Origin of the sequence: Algicella marina (assembly GCF_009931615.1) — a bacterium.
Taxonomy (GTDB): Bacteria; Pseudomonadota; Alphaproteobacteria; order Rhodobacterales; family Rhodobacteraceae; genus Algicella; species Algicella marina.
Genome location: NZ_CP046620.1, coordinates 2,647,455 through 2,663,739, shown reverse-complemented (window position 1 = coordinate 2,663,739; position 16,285 = coordinate 2,647,455). Strand labels below are relative to the sequence as shown.

General features: G+C 63.9%; 15 protein-coding genes. 11 read left to right on the top strand and 4 right to left on the bottom strand.

The window, feature by feature from the left end:
* Window positions 1-9 precede the first annotated feature (9 nt).
* From GO499_RS13185 to GO499_RS13145, 9 genes are all read left to right on the top strand, one after another.
* Window positions 10-954 carry a TAXI family TRAP transporter solute-binding subunit gene (locus GO499_RS13185; RefSeq protein WP_161862614.1) on the top strand — a complete coding sequence of 315 codons (945 nt, stop codon included), beginning with the start codon at window positions 10-12 and terminating at the stop codon, window positions 952-954.
* Window positions 954-2,795 (top strand): TRAP transporter permease, encoded by a 1,842-nt coding sequence (locus tag GO499_RS13180; RefSeq protein WP_161862613.1) that lies wholly within the window; start codon window positions 954-956, stop codon window positions 2,793-2,795. Before GO499_RS13185 ends, GO499_RS13180 begins: the two co-directional genes overlap by 1 nt.
* Window positions 2,788-4,479, top strand: a complete 1,692-nt coding sequence (locus GO499_RS13175) for a hypothetical protein (RefSeq protein ID WP_161862612.1) — start codon at window positions 2,788-2,790, stop codon at window positions 4,477-4,479. Before GO499_RS13180 ends, GO499_RS13175 begins: the two co-directional genes overlap by 8 nt.
* A complete protein-coding gene (locus GO499_RS13170; RefSeq protein ID WP_161862611.1) occupies window positions 4,479-6,527 on the top strand; it encodes a glycosyltransferase in 2,049 nt (682 codons plus the stop codon). Before GO499_RS13175 ends, GO499_RS13170 begins: the two co-directional genes overlap by 1 nt.
* Window positions 6,528-6,667: 140 nt before the next feature.
* The gene (locus GO499_RS13165) at window positions 6,668-7,636 is read left to right on the top strand and encodes a Bug family tripartite tricarboxylate transporter substrate binding protein (RefSeq protein ID WP_161862610.1); all 969 of its coding nucleotides are present in this window, start codon (window positions 6,668-6,670) and stop codon (window positions 7,634-7,636) included.
* A complete protein-coding gene (locus GO499_RS13160) occupies window positions 7,636-8,076 on the top strand; it encodes a tripartite tricarboxylate transporter TctB family protein (protein ID WP_161862609.1) in 441 nt (146 codons plus the stop codon). The genes GO499_RS13165 and GO499_RS13160 overlap by 1 nt, the downstream gene beginning before the upstream one ends.
* Before the next feature lie 3 nt (window positions 8,077-8,079).
* Window positions 8,080-9,585 (top strand): tripartite tricarboxylate transporter permease, encoded by a 1,506-nt coding sequence (locus tag GO499_RS13155; RefSeq protein WP_161862608.1) that lies wholly within the window; start codon window positions 8,080-8,082, stop codon window positions 9,583-9,585.
* The gene (locus GO499_RS13150; RefSeq protein WP_284154735.1) at window positions 9,585-10,940 is read left to right on the top strand and encodes an acyclic terpene utilization AtuA family protein; all 1,356 of its coding nucleotides are present in this window, start codon (window positions 9,585-9,587) and stop codon (window positions 10,938-10,940) included. Before GO499_RS13155 ends, GO499_RS13150 begins: the two co-directional genes overlap by 1 nt.
* Window positions 10,933-11,235 carry a DUF4387 family protein gene (locus GO499_RS13145; RefSeq protein WP_284154734.1) on the top strand — a complete coding sequence of 101 codons (303 nt, stop codon included), beginning with the start codon at window positions 10,933-10,935 and terminating at the stop codon, window positions 11,233-11,235. Before GO499_RS13150 ends, GO499_RS13145 begins: the two co-directional genes overlap by 8 nt.
* A 25-nt stretch (window positions 11,236-11,260) precedes the next feature.
* Here the strand turns inward: GO499_RS13145 and GO499_RS19775 are convergent, their stop codons facing one another.
* The gene (locus GO499_RS19775) at window positions 11,261-11,542 is read right to left on the bottom strand and encodes a hypothetical protein (protein ID WP_284154733.1); all 282 of its coding nucleotides are present in this window, start codon (window positions 11,540-11,542) and stop codon (window positions 11,261-11,263) included.
* Between the two features lie 116 nt (window positions 11,543-11,658).
* Here GO499_RS19775 and GO499_RS13135 point away from each other — a divergent pair, with 116 nt between their 5' ends.
* Both GO499_RS13135 and GO499_RS13130 read left to right on the top strand, forming a co-directional pair.
* On the top strand, window positions 11,659-13,005 hold the full coding sequence (locus GO499_RS13135) for a four-carbon acid sugar kinase family protein (RefSeq protein ID WP_161862606.1): 1,347 nt from the start codon (window positions 11,659-11,661) through the stop codon (window positions 13,003-13,005).
* Window positions 13,002-14,273, top strand: coding sequence for a ribulose-bisphosphate carboxylase large subunit family protein (locus GO499_RS13130; RefSeq protein ID WP_161862605.1), 1,272 nt, complete (start codon window positions 13,002-13,004; stop codon window positions 14,271-14,273). The genes GO499_RS13135 and GO499_RS13130 overlap by 4 nt, the downstream gene beginning before the upstream one ends.
* On the opposite strand, the gene arsB is transcribed toward GO499_RS13130, so the two are convergent.
* Genes arsB through GO499_RS13115 form a run of 3 tightly spaced genes read right to left on the bottom strand, consistent with a single transcriptional unit; the run spans window position 14,270 to window position 16,184 of the window.
* The gene (gene arsB, locus GO499_RS13125; RefSeq protein WP_431309903.1) at window positions 14,270-15,280 is read right to left on the bottom strand and encodes an ACR3 family arsenite efflux transporter; all 1,011 of its coding nucleotides are present in this window, start codon (window positions 15,278-15,280) and stop codon (window positions 14,270-14,272) included. The two genes, GO499_RS13130 and arsB, sit on opposite strands and share 4 nt — an antisense overlap.
* A gap of 50 nt (window positions 15,281-15,330) precedes the next feature.
* Window positions 15,331-15,843, bottom strand: coding sequence for an arsenate reductase ArsC (locus GO499_RS13120; protein WP_161862603.1), 513 nt, complete (start codon window positions 15,841-15,843; stop codon window positions 15,331-15,333).
* Window positions 15,844-15,845: 2 nt separating this feature from the next.
* Entirely contained in the window at window positions 15,846-16,184 is a 339-nt protein-coding gene (locus GO499_RS13115) for an ArsR/SmtB family transcription factor (RefSeq protein ID WP_161862602.1), read from the bottom strand.
* Between the last annotated feature and the right edge of the window lie 101 nt (window positions 16,185-16,285).

Below are 16,285 nucleotides of genomic sequence, written 5' to 3'. Positions count from 1 at the left end.
TTTTCGCCAATGCGTATTACCGCTCTTTCGTGTCTTTTCATGCTGGCACTGGCCGTCAGACCGGCAGGCGCCGAAACCGCGACCATCGCAACGACGGCGGAAGGAACCCCCCTGTTCTACATATCGTTGGCGCTGACCAAAACAGCGGACGAGATAGCGGGCATGGACCTTCGGCCGAAGCCGTTCAAGTCGTCCGGGCAAGGGGCAGTTTTCGTGGACAAGGGCGAAGTCGATTTCGGTCTGCACAATGCCATCATCCTGCGCGAAGCATACCTTGGGCTGGAATTCTATGAGGGCCGGCCATTGGAAAACCTCCGCGCAGTGGCGCGGCTGATCCCCTTTCAGGTAACGCTGAGCGTCGCCGGAGACACTGACATCGACGAGATTGCCGACATGAAGGGGAAACGCTTTCCGGCCGGCTTTGACTCCACGGCTTTCGGAGAGCGCCTCTACGATGCCCTGCTGGGCACGGCGGGGCTGTCCTATGCGGATGTCGAACAGGTGCAGGTCTCGGACTGGGCAGCACTGGGTAAGGAATTCATCCGCGGCAACCTGGATGTCGGCGGCATGGTTGTCGGCTCCGGTTCGGCGGCGCGCTACGAACAGTTGATGGACAACTACCGCGGCATTTCGCTGCCCGACGGACCGGGGGTGGAGGAACGTTTGAAGGAATTGTTCCCGTCAAGCCGGTTGGCTGTCGTCGAACCGGCCGAAGGTCTGGCAGGCGTGAAGGAGCCGTTGACGGTGCTGGAATACGATTACTGGGTCTTCGCCCACAAGGACACTTCCGACGCAGCAGTCACCGAACTGCTCACCAGCCTGTACGACGGCAAGGATCAGTTGATCGGAATTTCGCCGGACTTCAGGGATTTCGACCCGGCTGTGATGGGCGAGGACGTGGGCGTGCCGTTCCACCCCGCGGCTGAAGCTTTCTACGCCAGTCACGGCGGCTGATGCACGCCGCGCGGCAGGCGTCATACCTTGTTTTCCTGCTGGCCGGTGCCGTGGTTCTGCTCGGCCCGGTTGCGCGGGAACTGGATCCTACCAACGTATTCGCACGTGCGCTTTCGCTGGAACAATTCCTGGCGCTGGAACTGCACGCGGGGTTGATCGCCTTTTGGTGCCTGCGCGGATCCCGCGGCCCGACGCTGACAGTGCCGCTGCTGCTCGCGGCTGCCGCGCTGGCGTCGGGCGCGTTCATGGTCCCCTATTTTGGCAGCACCGACGCCGTGTTCCTCACCCCCACTCCGGCAGTGATCGGCTTCGGCAGCGTCACCATCCTCCTTGTGCTGATGTCCGCCTTCTCGGCGGCGGGACAGGTGCTTACGCTGATCGTCGCGGGGTTTCTCGTGCTGGGGTTTCTTGGCCAGTTCGCACAGGGTTGGACAGGTGTGCCGCAGACCCATCTGACCAGCTACATTACCTATCTCGCCTACGGTTCGGACGGTCTGTTCGGGCGGGCCGTGGATATCATCGTCAATGTCGTACTCGTCTTCGTGATCTTCGGTGTTTTCTTCGACCTTGCCGGTGGCGGCAGGGTTGTCTCGAATGTGGCCCTGCGTCTGGCCGGTCGCAGCCGGGCTAGTGCGATCAAGGCCTGCGTCCTCGCCTCCGGCCTGCTCGGCACCATCAGCGGCGCGGCGATGTCCAACGTGATGACATCCGGCACGTTTTCGCTGCCGAGCATGCGGCGCATCGGGGTGCGCAACGACACAGCCGCGGGCATTGAGGCGGCGGCTTCGACGTGCGGGCAGATCATGCCGCCGGTGCTCGGCGCGGCTGCCTTCTTCCTCGCTGATCTCGTTTCGGTGTCCTACGGAACGGTGGTACTGGCCTCGATCGGGCCAGCGGTGGCCTGCTATTTTGCCTTCTTCCGGCAGGCGGACCTTGTGCCGCTCTCCGCCGCCGCCGAAGAACAGGGGGACCTGACGGCAGAGGCGTACCGCCCGATCTGGCTGCTCTACCTGCTGCCACCCGCGGTGATCCTGTTGTACCTGTTGCACTCCAGCGAGTTCGTTTCCCGCGCCGCCATTGCGGGGGCCGGGGCCTGTCTGGCGGTTTCACTGGTCGTCAATGGCTGGCGGGAAACTGTGCGCGGCCTGCAGATGCGGCTGCCAGCCCTGATTCAGAGCGGGATGACGCTGGTGGTCGTGGCCGCCACGGTCGGTCTGCTGCTTGGCGTTCTCTATTCCACCGGGCTTGCGATCGCGGGGGCGGTATGGGTGGGCAAGATTGCGGGCAGCAACCTCGTGCTGGCACTGGCGCTGACGGCGGTATCTGCCTTCGTGCTGGGGATGGGAGTGGCAACTGTCGGTGTCTACATTGTCGCGGCGACCTTGCTGGCGCCGGGGCTGATCGCCGGCGGCTTGCCCCCGATGGCGGCGCATTTCTTCGTGCTCTATTGTGGTATCTTGTCAATGATCACCCCGCCCGTCGCCTTCGCATCGCTGGCGGCAAGTGCCCTCGCCGGATCGGATTTCAACCGCACCTCGCTGGCCGCGATGCGCTTCGGCTGGGTGCTGTTCGCCATGCCGTTCCTGATAGCCCTGCAGCCGGGCATACTTCTGGTGGGAAGCTGGAGCGAAATCGCTGTCTCCTTCCTGACGATCTACGTATTCATCCACGCCGTGACGTCCCGGGTCCGTGCCCAACGCTGGTTGCTGGCCGCGGTCGCCGCAGCCGCTGTCTGTCTGGAGGGATCGCTGGCCATTGCCCTGGCGCTGTCGGTGATTGGCTGTCAGGTCTTGCTGCCGAGAGTACTGCCTCAACACTCTCCCGCAGAGGAAAATGCATGATGCAGAACTGCGCCTCGCAGAAATTGCTTGTGAGCCAATGGGCCGCAAGGCAACACTCGGCGGCACCATGCTCCGCCTGAAGTTTCCCTTCCGCGCCCGACCGAAATCACCGCCACGCGACGAGGGCGTGATAATCGAATTCGTCTTTCGGGTGGGCAGCCGGCACCTCTGCGTATTCGGTGCCGGCGTGCCTGATGGCTTTGAAGGGATCACTTTGCAGTCGGGGCGCGCGGAACTGCGCCCTACCTTGCTGGAATGGCATCGCCGCGTGGCATTGTCGCCGCCACGGCAAGGTTTCGTCGCCGTGTTCGAGACCGATGCGGAGGCGGCCGGCGAATTCCGGATCGGCCTGGCCGGGCGGACGCAGCAGATTTCGGATACGCGCTTGTCAGAAGACGCGCTTGCCTTTGCGGACAAGGCCGCGGATGTCTCGCTCAACCATTTCCTGATGCTTATAGCCGTCCGGCACCTGCCTCCGGCACCGGCGGCGCTGGCCGCTGCGGTGCTGGCACGGGTCCGTCAGAAGGAACGGCGGTTACTGGAGTTTCCCGAGGCGGCTTTCTGTCTGGAGCGGGTCCGCGGCAATCCGACGAACGGCTGTGGCATCGTCACCGGCTGGCACCTCGCGGCGCCGGGCAGTGCCGCTCTGCCGATGCTGGTGGCGGTGGGCGCTTCCGGCATCGTGCCCGTTACGGCGCTGGCAAGGGCGCTTGGCCGACAGGACCTTGCGCCCTACAGGCCACGCTATGAGGTTTCCGGGCAGGACGGCTACTGTGGCACCTTCGCGCTTGGTGGCGCGGCGAAGGATGTTGTCGTGGTCGGGCTCGCCGCCGCTCAGGGCGGCTATCGGCGCTTGTTCCGAATGGCGGAGCACGCTGACGGGACATCACTTGCCATCGAAATGGTGCGCTTGCGCAACCAGTTGCAAGACGAATCCCGGATCGCGCGGTTGGAAGCAGGGCTGGCCCTGCCGTTGCCAGAAGTGTCGCCGGAAGTTCTTGCCGGCACCCCACCGGACGGAGCTGTGAGAACGCTCTTGCTGCTGGACCACGATTGCGACGACGCAGACATCCGCGACGTGCTGCGGGTCTATGCGGACATGCTGCCACCCGCGCCGACGCGCATCCAGGTTTTGCGCGCCAGCGGCAGCGGCACATTGCGTCAGGCGGCTGTCGGCGCACTACGTGAGGGGGGACTGGACGGGGCGGAGATGCTGGAACCGTCGTACCGGCTGCCGTCAACGGAAATGGAGGGGGCGGAGCGGCTGGTCTTCGCCCGCAGTTCGGCACTTCTCCAATGCGCCGATCCGGCGTTTCCGGTGGCGATGCTGGGCCATGACGAGGCCGCAGCCGGCGCATTGTTTCACCGTCAACTCGCCCGCGGCGAGGCCACGCCGGACTTGCCTCTCCTGCTTGCCGGGGCATTGCCGATGATCGCGGCCTTTCGCGTCGAAGCCCTGCGGAGAGTGCAGTCTGCGATACCGGATAGTTTCGCCACCCTCGAGGGGCAGTTGCTGGCAGCAATGGCCGTCATGGGCAGGGCCGGGCGCTTGCGGTATCGGGTCGAGACAGTGCCGGATTTCCTGCGGGGGCGCCGCTCCGGTGATGCCTCCGAGCGGCATGAGAACACGCGCCTCTTTGCCCGTGATCTTGAACTGCTCGGCGCGGCGATGGAGCGGCACTGATGCGGACGGTGATCATCTCCCACGCCCATCCGACCAGTTCACTCGGGGGCGGCGAGGTTGCCGCCTACCGGCAGTTCCGGCAAATGAGGGCCGATGGTGCCGACGCGCGGTTCATCGGGTTTCAGGAAGCGCCGGAGGCGGACGATCCGTTCTTCGGTCGCTTCGGCCGGGTGGTGCAGATCGGCGAGGGTGATTTCTGCCTGCGCAGCAGGGGCATGGACGCGGACAGGATGGAACATGCCGACCTCTCGGAAGAGGATTGGCTGCTGGAATACCTCGCCGAGCAGCAGGGCGACGTCTATCACTTCCACCACTTCTGGCGGATCGGGGCGGGCACCATCCGCCGGCTACGCAAGATGCTGCCGCAGGCCCGGTTTATCTGTACGTTGCACGAATTGGTGGCGATCTGTGCCCACGACGGCCAGATGGTAAAGATGGGCACCAACGAGTTGTGCCACGAGGCAAGCCCGGCGGCCTGCTATCGCTGTTTCCCGCAAAAGTCGCCACTGCACTTCAAGATCCGCCGCTCGCGCCTGCTGCACCTGCTGGACCTGTTCGATGTGCTTATTTCGCCCAGCGCGTTCCTGCGGACGCGATTCGAGGGCTGGGGTGTGCCCAAGGGCCGGATCCGGGTCCTGGAAAACGGGCTGGAGCAGTCCGGGCCGCGACCAGTGGAAAGTGATACGCACCTCGACAGCAAGGCCCGCCGTTTCGCCTTCTTCGGACGCTGCGCGCCCACCAAGGGGCTGGATGTGCTGGTGCGGGCGGCAGCAATGCTGGAGCGAACTGCACCGGAACTTGCCTTCAGCGTCGATGTCTATGGCGCGACCCGGGCTCAGTTCACGGCATTGTGGCCGGAGATCACACCACCGCAGTCCGTGATCTTTCACGGCGCTTATGCCCCGGACACGGCAATGTCCCTCATGCAGCGCTACGGCTGGATCGTGCTGCCCTCGACATGGTGGGAAAATTCACCCGTTATCTTTCAGGAGGCACGCGCTGCCGGCACACCGGTTATTTCTTCCGATATTGGTGGCATGCTGGAAAAGAGCCAGTCTCCGGACCTGCGCTTCCCCACCGGCGACAGCGCGGCACTTGCGGAGGTGCTGCGGAAACTGCACGGCAACGCGGAAACACTCCGGCGCCTGAAGGACGAGATGCCACAGCCATTCCCGGTCAGCGCCTATTGCCGGCGATTGCAGGCGATCGTGGCAGAGTCGGAAACACGCACAATGCCGACCGGCACGGTCAATATGAAGCTTCTGGGCGAAGCCGGCTACGCGCCGTATGTGCGGGCCGGGCAGCGGCAGGACGTTCTGACGATTTTTCAGCATATTCCCAAGACGGCGGGAAGTTCACTCGTCCATGAAATCCGATGCCATATCGGTGCCATGCGCGGCATTCACATCGATTACACTCGCGTCGGTCAGGGAGTGGGAACCGACCAACTGATGAGCCTGTCGGTGGAGGACTTCCTCGCCAGCTACGATCCGTCGCGAACACGCTGCATTTCCGGCCACCTGCGTCGCCACCATATCGACCGCATTCAGGCTGAAATTCCAGCCAGCCGGGTAATCGTTGTACTCCGCGATCCGGTGGACAGGGTGATTTCCGATTACCGTTATCAGTGCACGCCTGACCATCCACCGCACGAGCGTTTCCGCGAAATGTGTCCGACGATCCGCGATTACCTCCATTCGGTCGGGGAAATGAACAAGATGTGGATGTTCATGCTCGATGGTGAGGAAGATATCTCCGCGGGTCTGCGTCTGGCGGAGGAACGCTATGCCTTCGTCGGTGTCATGGCCCACCACGCCTATACCATCAACACCATCATGCTCTTGCACGGCAAGGACGCGTTGCCGGAGTTCCGCGTGCGCAAGACGAGGGACAACGCCTACAACCGGGTGGAGGACGATGCCGACCTGCGGGCAGAAATCGCAGCGATCAATACGCGGGACACGGCCCTTTATACGCACTTTTTGAAGGCGGCGGAGGCGCAGCAGGCAAACTGGGCCGGCTTCCGCAGGGCATTCGATCTGGCCTGACCCAAAACCTGATATTGTGTTCGGCGTCGCGAAGACCCATGCTGCCAAAGTCTCCGCTTGCGCCATTCCTGTTGCTTGGGTAGGGAGCGGGACCAGAAAAAGCGCGGGCCCGAGCCTGCCGATGTAAATGGGAGAAGACAATGTCCTCACGCACAATCAAGGCGCTGTTTGCGGGTGCCGTTATGTCTCTGGCGGTGCCGGGCGTCGCGTCGGCGGCGGAGTGTATCGCACCGGCGAACCCCGGCGGTGGCTGGGATTTCACCTGCCGCCAGATCGGCAAGATCATGTACGACATCGGCGCGGTCGATCAGCCCGTGCAGGTGACGAACATGGCTGGTGCCGGTGGTGGCCTCGCCTTCACACACGTCGTCAACGAGCGCAATGACGACGAGGATCTGATCGTCGCCGCTTCCTCTGCCACCTCCACGCGCCTCGCGCAGAACGCCTTCGCCGGTGCGACGGCCGATCAGGTGCGTTTCGTCGGTGCCATCGGGGCCGATCCCGGCGTGATCGTGGTGGCCAATGACAGCCCTTACGAGACGCTGGGCGATCTCGTCGACGCGATAAAGGCTGATCCCGGCTCCGTCGCCTTTGCCGGCGGTTCCGCCGTGGGCGGGTTCGACCACCTCAAACCGCTGATGATCCTGCAGCGCGCCGGCTTTACCGATATCACCAAGGTGAAATACATCGGTGTCGACGGTGGCGCGGACGCGATCACCCAGACGGTCGGCGGCTTCACGCAGGCGATGACGGGCGACATGTCCGAGATCGTCAGCTTTCTCAAGGCCGGTGAAGTCCGCGCCATCGCGGTGCTGACGGAAGAGCGGGTTCCCGGTTTCGAGGACATTCCGACAGCAAGGGAGCAGGGCTTCGATGTTGTCGCCGTGAACTGGCGCGGGCTCTACATTCCCAAGGGCGTTTCCGACGAAGTGTTCGACAGCTGGGCCGACAAGCTTCAGCAGGTCGCGGACAGCGATGAGTGGAAGGCATCGATGGAAGCCAACGGTCTCGCACCTTTCACCCTCGTCGGTTCTGAATTCCAGTCCTACGTCGATGGTGTCGTTGCCGAAATCCGGCAGCTTTCGCAGGACATCGGGGTCATCCAGTAATGGCCTCGGACCGGATTTTCGGTCTGGTCGTCCTCTTCACGGCGCTCGCGTATTTCGCGGGCGCCACCCAGATCCAGACAGGCTTCATGTCGGATCCCGTTGGACCGAAGACCTTCCCCTATCTCGTCAGCGGGGCAGCGGCGCTTGCGGCTCTTGTGCTGATCTTCAAGCCGGACCCGGATCCGGCATGGCCTGCCACACGTACTTTAGCCAACATGGGCATCGCTGTCGTGGTGCTCGTGGCCTACGCCTACCTTCTCAAGCCGTTGGGGTTCATCGTACCTACAATTCTTGCGGCGGGTATTCTCAGTTATCAGATCGAACCGCGGGCGAAGACGGCCGCGCTTTCCGGTGTGGGGCTGGCGATCGGTCTGTTCATCGTGTTCCGCTTTGCGCTGGGTCTCAGCCTGCGGGCCTTTCCTCACGGCTGGGGGCTCTGAGTCATGGATACACTTGCCAATCTCGCACTCGGGTTCTCGGTCGCCCTCTCCCCCTACACGCTGATGCTGGCGGTGATCGGCTGCTTTCTCGGCACGATCATCGGGGCACTGCCGGGGCTCGGCCCGTCCAACGGCGTCGCCATCCTGATCCCGATCACCTTCACGCTTGGCCTCGATGCCACATCGGCGCTTGTGTTGATGACCTCCGTCTACTACGGCGCCATGTACGGTGGGCGTATCTCCTCCATCCTGCTCAACATTCCCGGCGATGAACCGGCGCTGATGACCACGCTCGACGGCTACCCGATGGCCAAGGCGGGGCGGGCTGGCGACGCGCTGGTCCTGTCGGGCGTCGCCTCATTCGTCGGCGCCTTCCTCGCCACCGTGGGCCTGATGCTGCTGGCGCCGATGCTGGCGCGCGTGGCTTACCTGTTCGGTCCGGCGGAATATTTCGCGCTCTATCTGCTGGCGTTCTGCACGCTGGGCGGCATGGCGTCCAACAATCAGGCGAAGTCGGCCATCGCTTCCTGCATCGGGCTGGGCATAGCCATGATCGGCGTGGACAACAACAGCGGCATTCCGCGGCTGACGGGCGGTAACATGCACCTTGCCGACGGCGTCGATTTCCTCGTCGCCATCGTCGGCCTGTTCGCCATCGCCGAGATCTTCTTCTTCATCGAAAGCCACGGCAAGGGCACCGCAATCGGCGTGAAGCTCGACAAGGTCACGATTCCCTGGAAGGACATTTTTGACTGCAAGTGGACGATGCTGCGCGCCAGCGTCGTCGGCTTCTTTGCCGGCATCCTGCCCGGCGCGGGTGCCAGCCTCGGCAGTTTCATGGCCTACATGAGTGAAAAGGCCATCGCGGGCAAGAAGGGCGGTTTCGGCACCGGTGTTGCCCGTGGCGTGGCCGCGCCGGAGGCCGGAAACAACTCCGCCGCCGGTGGTGCGCTGGTGCCTATGCTGACCCTCGGCGTGCCAGGTTCCGGCACCACGGCGGTGCTGCTGGCCCTGCTGATGACACTGAACATCACGCCCGGCCCGACACTCTTCACCGACAGGCCGGAAGTGGTCTGGGGCCTCATCGCCTCGCTGCTCATCGCCAACGTCGTGCTGTTGCTGATGAACGTGCCGATGGTCAAGGTTTTCGTAAAGATCCTCAGCGTCCCGCCGGCCCTGTTGCTACCGGGGGTGACGATGATCTCCTTTGTCGGCATCTACTCGCTCTCGGGCAGCTACTTCGACCTGCTGCTGATGGTCGCCTTCGGCGTGCTGGGCTACTTCCTGCGCAAACTGGACGTACCGACAGTGCCGGTGATCCTCGGCATCCTGCTCGGCGGCCAGATGGAAAACGCGCTGCGCCGGGCGATGGTGCTGTCGGACGGCGATCCGATGTTCCTGATCTCCTCGCCAATCGCCATCGGCCTGTGGATCGCGGCGATTGCCGGCTTCATCGCGCCCATGTTCCTGCGCGGCCTCCTCCGCAAGCCACAGGCGTTGACTGACTGATGACCCGCGTTCTGATCCCCAGCGGGGCGCTTGGCCTCAATTACGACCCCGTAGCGCTGGAGCGGGGGCTGGAGATGCAGCCCGACATCATCGCCATCGACGGCGGCTCCACCGACAGTGGTCCGGCCTATCTGGGGCAGGGCGTCTCCAAGTATTCGCGGGCATCCACGCTGGTGGAATGGCAGGGGTTGATGGAGGCACGCGCCAGGGCAGGGGTGCCGCTGGTGATTGGCACGGCCGGAACCTGCGGTGCCGACAGCGCCGTTGACTGGATGCTGGACATCACCCGCGAGGCCGCGGCCAACCTCGGTCAAAAGGTGAAAATCGCGGTGCTGCGATGCTCTCAGATACAGGCGGACATGGCGGACGCATATGCCGACGGGCGGATCACGCCTCTGGGCAATGCTCCTGACGTCAATGCAGAGAGCTTCCTTTCGGCCACCAACATCGTTGCGCTGGCGGGGGCGGAACAGGTGGCGGCGGCCATCGAAACCGGTGCCGATGTAATCATCGCCGGGCGCACAACCGACACGGCGATCATCGCTGCGCTGCCGCTGATGCGCGGCTGCCATGCAGGTGCGGCGTGGCACGGTGCCAAGATCGGTGAGTGCGGCGCTCTCTGCGCCACAAACCCGCAGTCGGGGGTCATCGTCGTCGATTTCGATGACGATGGTTTTACGGTTACACCGCTCGCCGATGGTGCCCATGCGAAGCCGGAAACGGTGTTCGCGCACATGCTCTATGAGAATTCCGACCCATTCATTCTGTATGAGCCGGGTGGCCACCTCGATGTGACCGAGGCGGATTACACCGCTCTGGATGAAAGGCGGGTAAGGGTCACAGGTTCGCGGTGGGTGCCATCCGACCTCTATACGGTCAAGCTGGAGGGCGCGGGCGTCGCTGGTTATCAAAGCGTGATACTGGCGGTTCTGCGGGACAGCCGCTATGTCGCCGGTGCGCAGGAATGGGCGGCGGATATCGTCACCCGCTGCCGCGCCAAGGTGGAGTCGCGCCTGGGGCTTTCTCCGGAAAGCTTCCATATCGAGATCCGCCTCATCGGCCAGACGGCCAGCTTCGGCGCGCTGGAAACCCGCCATGACATGCCACTGGAAACCGGCGCGATGGGTATTGTGACGGCGGAAACCCCGGAACTGGCGCAGGAAATCGCCAAGATGCTCAACCCCTACCTGCTCCACCATCCGCTGACGCAGGAGGAAGAACAGCCGACATTTGCCTTCCCGTTTTCACCGGCGGAAATGCAGCGCGGTGCCGTCTATGAGTTCCGCCTCAACCACGTGCTGCAACTGCGCGACCCGATGGATGCCTTCCGGCTGGAGGTGCTGGAGGTTGCCTGAAGTTGGAGCCATCGCCACAAAAGTGCGGAGCAAGAACGCCGGGCCGTTCTGGCTGACCATCGACATCTTCTGCGGAGGAGCCGATGCCTTCGCGCAGATACGTGACGGGCTGAGCACCGAGCGTGTGGCCAGCCTTTTCGGTGCCGATGCGCGTACCCTGCGCCGGTTCGATATCCCGGCGCTCAACGTCATCAAGTTCAGCCTGCCCCGGCCGAGGGTGCAAGGCAGCATCGACGATCCGGATATGCACGGCGCCTCCTGGGCGGCACTGCTGGCGGAAGTCGAGATCAACTGAGCACCGCGAGGCCGCCCCGGCCAGCCTATTTGCTTTCGGCCAGCCTGAAATTGGTCTCCGCCCGGCTCAGGTGATCGCCCAACACGTGTTCCGCCGCATCGGCGTCCCGCGCCTCCAAGCACTGCCAGCAACACCACGTCCGCACCGTTTCCGGTTCCTGGCAGTCCAACCCCAGTTCGCGCTTCAACCGCTCCCGCCCCTCGGGCAAAACTTCGACATGCGCGGTTTCGAAGTCGGAGGCGGCGAGATTGCGCGACAGCCGAACCCCCATCTTGCCGACGGCCCCGAACAATGCGATCTTGGTCATGCCATCCTTTCCGGATTGTCCCGCCCTCGGCGGATGCGATTGACAACTGGTATGATAAGTTACTAAGCATACCAATATGTAAAGCATCGGGCAGCTCGCAAAGGAGGGGTGCCGCCGTGAACGCTCTCCCCGACGGCCTTCTGCTCGCCTGGTATGGCGACGACTTCACCGGCGCCGCGGCGGTGATGGAAGTGCTGGCCTTCGCCGGCCTCCCAACAATGCTGTTTCTGGAAACGCCGACGCCCGCGCACCTCATTCGCCATCCCGGCTTGCGGGCCATCGGCGTCGCCTCCACCGCCCGCGCCCAATCGCCCGAATGGATGCGACAGGAACTGCCGCAGGCATTCCGGGCACTGATGGACCTGCACCCGCAACTGTTACACTACAAGATCTGCTCGACCCTCGATTCGGCACCCAATATCGGCTCCATCGGCTGTGCGGCTGAGATCGGTGCCGATCTTCACGGTGTCAGCTCCATTCCTGTCCTCGTCGCCGCGCCGCGCATGGGGCGCTTCCAGCGTGATGGCGAGCTGTTTGCGACACTGGGCGACAAGACCTATCGCCTGGACCTCCACCCCGTGATGGCCCGCCATCCCGTCACTCCGATGACGGAGCCGCATGTCGGCCGCCACATCGCCGCCCAGTCATACCGCGTCGTTCCGCAGCGCTGGCCAGGCAATGGTGAGGAAATTGATTGCCCTTCGAACGGCATCCGCATCGTCACGATGGATTGCGCGACCGACGCGGAGGAGGAGGCAGCCGGGCAAATGCTCTGGCAGGGTCGCGATACCGCGCCTTTCGTCATCGGCTCGCAAGGTGTCGAATACGCGCTGGTCCGTCACTGGGTCGCATCCGGTCTATTGCCGGATGCCGCGCCCGCGCCCGGTGCAGGCCGTGCCAACGGCATGATCACCGTATCCGGGTCGGTTTCGCCCACCACTGCTGAACAGATCGGGTGGTCCCTCGCCAACGGCTTCGAAGGCATCCGCTTTGATGTTACTGCCGCTTGCGCCGATGCCGCCGCACTCGCGGCGGAGGTCGAAAGGGTCACCACTGCGGGCCTCACCGCCCTCGCCGCAGGCCGCGATCCGCTTATCTTCACTGCCACCGGCCCCGATGATCCAGCCGTCGGCCAATTGCGCGCCACTGCAATCGCCGCCGGTCTGGATATGTCTGCCGTCAACCACCGCATCGGCACTGCTCTCGGCACGACGCTGGGCCGGATGCTGACCCGCAGCGGCACCCGCCGGGCCGTCGTTTCCGGTGGCGACACGTCCGGCCACGCCACCCGGCAACTCGGCATCTACGCCCTCACCGCCCTCGCACCGACAATTCCCGGTGCCGCCCTGTTCCGCGCCCACGCCGATGGCCCGCTGGACGGGCTGGAACTGGCGCTCAAGGGCGGACAGATGGGCAGCGAGGACTATTTCGGCTGGATCAGGGAGGGAGGAGGAGCCCGATGACTCGCATCACCGCAACCTATGACATCGAAACGCCCGTCGGCCTCGACCACGCTGCAGCGGTCATGGCCGGGGAGCAGTCCACCGGCACCTTCATCCGCCTCGCATCCGAAACCGATGCTCTGCGGCAGCGTTCCGGCGCCCGGGTCGAGAGCGTTGTCGAAACCGGCACCGCCTCCCACCCCGCGCTGCCCAGCCGCAAGACGGGCGCAACCTACCACCGCGGCCGTGTCACCATCAGTTGGCCCATCGGCAATTTTGGTACTTCTCTGCCGACGCTGCTCTCCACCATCGCAGGCAACCTCTTTGAACTCGCAGAACTCTCCGCCATTCGGCTTGAGGATGTAGACCTGCCCGCCGACTTCGCCCATGCTCACCCCGGCCCGCAATTCGGCGCAACCGGCACCCGCGCGCTGATGGGCGGCCACGAAGGTCCGCTGATCGGCACGATCATAAAACCCAGCATCGGCCTTTCGCCCGCCGAGACTGCCGACCTCGTGCAACAGCTCGTCGTCGCCGGTATCGACTTCATCAAGGATGACGAGTTGCAGGCCAACGGTCCCGACTGTCCTTTCGACGCCCGGTTGACGGCAGTAATGCGGGTCATCGAGGATCACGCGCAAAAGACGGGCAAGAAAGTCCTCTACGCTGCCAATATCACCGACGAAATCGACACCATGTGGCGCAATCTGGATCGGATGGCGGAACTTGGCGCCACCTGCGCCATGGTTTGCGTGCAGTCCATCGGCCTCAGCGGTCTCCGCGCGGTGCGCGACCGCAGCCCCGCGCTGATCCACGGACATCGCGCCGGATGGGGACTTTACTCGCGTTCACCCGATATCGGCATCGGCTTTGGCGTCATGCAGAAACTCTGGCGTCTCGCAGGGGTCGATCACCTGCACGTCAACGGTCTCGCCAACAAGTTTACGGAGTCGGACGGCACCGTTGCCGCCGCCGCCCGTGCCGTCCGCCAGCCCGTATCCGCCCACGGCGGTCCCGCATGCCGCGCCATGCCTGTCTTTTCCTCCGGCCAGACGGTCTGGCAGGTCGGAGCCTCACGCGCCCTGCTTGGCAGCGATGATTTCATCTTTTGCGCCGGTGGCGGCATCATGGCCCACCCCGGCGGGCCCGGAGATGGTGTTCGCAGCCTGCGCGATGCCGCCGAGGCGGCCCGTGCAGGAATTGCGCTGGAGGATCATGCGCGCCCCGGCAGCCCACTGGCGCAGGCGATGGCCACGTTCGGCAAGCCGCGCATCGACCTCGACACCTAGCCGGGAAACCTTGCCCGCGTCCGGTTGGCGATGGCCACCAGCGACAGCATCACCGGCACCTCCACCAGCACGCCGACCACCGTGGCCAGCGCCGCGCCCGACTGCAATCCGAACAGGCTGATCGCCACGGCCACCGCCAGTTCAAAGAAGTTGGATGTGCCGATCATCGCACAGGGCGCGGCGATCCTGTGCGGCACCTTCAGCAGGAAGGCGGCGCCATAGGCCACGGCGAAGATCCCGTAGCTCTGGATCAGGATCGGCACCGCGATCAGCGCGATCACCAGCGGTCGGTCCAGAATGACCTCACCCTGCAGGCCGAACAGAATTACCACCGTCGCGATCAGCCCGATCATCGACCACGGCTTGATGCGGGCGGAGAATGCCTCGATGGCCGCGGCCGATCCCAGCATCCGCCGCGTCGCCAGACCGGCCAGCAATGGTAGCAACACGTAGAGGACCGTGGCCAGCACCAAAGTTTCCCATGGCACCGCAATTTCCGTCACACCCAGCAGGAAAGCGACAATCGGCGCGAAGGCCACCACCATGATCAGATCGTTCACCGAGACTTGCACCAGGGTGTAGGTGGCATCGCCCCGCGTCAGTTGCGACCACACGAAGACCATGGCGGTACACGGGGCAGCACCGAGCAGGATAAGGCCCGCGATGTACTGCGCCGCATCCTCCGGCGCGATCAGGGGAGCGAAGACATGGTCGAAGAACAGCACCGCCAGCGCCGCCATGGTGAACGGCTTTATCAGCCAGTTGACCACCAGCGTCACCAGCAGTCCTTTCGGCTGTCGCGCCACCCCGGCGACCGCGGCGAAATCGACGCCAACCATCATCGGATAGACCATCGCCCAGATCAGCACCGCCACCACGAGGTTGATTGAGGCGATTTCCGCAGCCGCAACCGCCCCTACAAGCCCCGGCGCAGCCGCGCCGATGACAATGCCACCCAGCATTGCCAGCGCCACCCACAGCGTCAGCAACCGCTCGAAACGTCCCATAGCCTCCGGTTCGGGGGGCGTCGTATCGGTCATTTCATGGAACTCCGGATTCAATTTGCCGCCGCAGGCGTCCGGTTCCTGCCGATCTCGTCCAGTCGCCGTTGCAGCGACAAACGGTCCAGCGCCGCGACCGGCAGGCTGGTGAACGCCGAAATGCGATTGTGCAGCATCCTGTAGGTTTCGCTGAAGGCGAGACTTGTCTCAGCCTCGCTACCGGTCACCGCCACCGGGTCCGGCAGCCCCCAGTGGGCGCTCATCGGCTGGCCGGGCCAGACTGGGCAGGTCTCCGCCGCTGCTTGATCGCAAACCGTGAACACGAAATCCATCTTAGGGGCGTCCTTGCCGGCGAACACGTCCCAGCTCTTTGACCACAACTGGCCGGTGTCATGCTCCATCCGTGCCAGTAGCCGCAAAGTTGCCGGGTGAACGTCGCCCCTCGGGGCCGATCCGGCGGAGAAGGCCGCGAACCTGCCGACGCCAACCGAGTTCAGGATCGCCTCGGCGATGATCGACCGCGCGGAATTGCCGGTACAGAGAAACAGAACGTTGTAGGTGTCGGTCATGGTCACGTCTCCATGTTGCAGGCAATTTGCTCGAACACCTTTGCGCACAAGTCCGGCCGTCCGCCGCAGCAGTCTTCCATCAGGAAGCCGAGCAGATTCTGCATCCCATCCACCCGTGCGAAATAGCGTATGGAACGCCCCTCGCGGGCGGAGCGGACAAGCCCGGAGCGCGCAAGGATATTCAGGTTGTTGGACAATGTGTTCGACCGTACGTCCAGCGACTGCGCGATCTCACCGGCGGCCAACCCATCGGCGCCGGCCTTTACCAGCAGGCGAAAAATGTCGATCCGCATGTCATGCGCCAGTGCGGCCAGAGAATTGATGGCGTGATTCTTTTCCATAATTCATGAAATATGGAAATGAATGGCATCAAGCAAGCCGAAAATGCCTGCGCTGATTGCGAAGACATCTTCGATGCTCAGTCAGAGCCGGGTGCCTACTG